Annotated in this window: 2 protein-coding genes; both read left to right on the forward strand. The window is 40.4% G+C overall.

Translation table 11 applies throughout. The features are described from left to right. A partial coding sequence (gene mbpA / locus G5V56_RS18995) for a mobilization protein MbpA (RefSeq protein ID WP_240911461.1) occupies positions 1-361 on the forward strand: 361 nt, incomplete at its 5' end. Further along, positions 358-675 (forward strand): relaxase/mobilization nuclease domain-containing protein (locus G5V56_RS19110; RefSeq protein ID WP_394366212.1); only part of this gene is annotated, 318 nt, incomplete at its 3' end. The genes mbpA and G5V56_RS19110, both read left to right, overlap by 4 nt.

The following is a 675-nucleotide window of genomic DNA, read 5'->3' on the forward strand; positions in this document are numbered from 1 at the left end:
ATGTGTGTCTGTGGACACATTCTCGTTTGCTCCCGAAGGTCGCAAAGAAAAAAAAGTGTTTAAGGGGAAGGGAGATCTCGTTAAGTTTCGATGTTCCATCTATGAAAAAAAGCTCCTGAACGTGAAGGCTAAACGAAGCGGATTGACCTTAAGCGAATATATACGACGTAGCCTATTTGATATGGAAATCACGGAACGTTTTAGTGAAGAACATATGGAGCTTTATAAAATGCTCATCAAGTACCATAATAATTTCAAGTCCATTGGCAACATGTTCAAAAAACGAAACCCCAAACTCATGCAAACAGTCTATGATTTAGCGGACGAGATCAAAACACATCTTAAAAAGTTTCAACAATGATCGGTAAAGGGAAAAGCATATCACACACCATGGCTTCGATGTCTTACGGATGGAACCAGGAAAAGGATGCAGAAGTCGTATTCAAGGAATTTCTGCATGGAGATTCACCTGCAGAAATCACCAAAGAATTTAAAATGCTCCAGGACCAAAACTACCACTGCACAAAAAACACCTTGTCATTTGTGATCAGCCCAACGATAGAAGATGGTAAGCGATTGGCTAAAAATGAGCTACGTGCCATCACCAAACGGTTTATGCATGAAATGAAATTGGGAGAACGTCAGGCCATAGCCTTTGTACATCAGGACAAAGAG

Source organism: Yeosuana marina, assembly GCF_011762485.1.
GTDB classification, from domain to species: Bacteria; Bacteroidota; Bacteroidia; order Flavobacteriales; family Flavobacteriaceae; genus Yeosuana; species Yeosuana marina.